At 62.6% G+C, this 805-nt stretch carries 1 protein-coding gene; it reads left to right on the top strand.

Features of this window, described 5'->3' with window-relative positions; genetic code table 11:
• On the top strand, positions 1-805 hold an 805-nt coding region (locus EOA78_RS35600; protein WP_164784123.1), incomplete at both ends, for a glutamate synthase subunit beta.

Genomic DNA, 805 nt, shown 5'->3' with positions numbered 1-805 from the left:
TAACAGGATTTCTCGAGATCGACCGGCAGGTGCACAAGTACCAGCCGGCTTCCGACCGCATCCGGCATTTTCGCGAGTTCACGCTGCCGATGTCGGACAAGGAGGTCGAGAAACAGGCCGCGCGCTGCATGGATTGCGGCATTCCATACTGTCACGGGCCGACCGGCTGCCCGGTCCACAACCAGATCCCGGACTGGAACGACCTCGTCTACAATGGCGACTGGGACAATGCGATCCGCAACCTGCATTCGACCAATAATTTCCCGGAATTCACCGGCCGCATCTGTCCGGCGCCTTGCGAGGAAGCCTGCACGCTGAACCTCGAGGACATTCCGGTCGCCATCAAGACGATCGAGCAAGCAATCGCCGACAAGGCCTATGAAACCGGTCATATCCGGCCCTATCCGCCGGAAAGGAAAACCGGCAGGCGCGTCGCAATCATTGGCTCGGGGCCGGCCGGCATGGCGGCCGCCCAGCAGCTTGGCCGCGCCGGTCACGACGTTCACGTCTATGAGCGCGAGAGCCGGCCGGGCGGGCTGATGCGCTACGGCATCCCCGACTTCAAGATCGAGAAGCACTATATCGACCGGCGCATCGAGCAGATGCAAGGCGAGGGCGTGAGCTTCCATTGCGGGATCAATGTCGGCGTCGACAAGCCGGTGGCGGAGCTGCTCGCCGAATATGATGCGGTGCTCTATTGCGGCGGTTCGGAAACGCCGCGCCCGGCCAACATTCCCGGCGACGATCTCGATGGCGTGCATGACGCGATGCCTTACCTGGTGCAGCAGAACAAGCGCATCGGCGG

This window comes from Mesorhizobium sp. M5C.F.Cr.IN.023.01.1.1 (genome assembly GCF_003997585.1).
Classification (GTDB): domain Bacteria; phylum Pseudomonadota; class Alphaproteobacteria; order Rhizobiales; family Rhizobiaceae; genus Mesorhizobium; species Mesorhizobium wenxiniae.
Note: the sequence above shows the minus strand (reverse complement) of the source record. Positions and strands in the feature narration are given on the sequence as shown.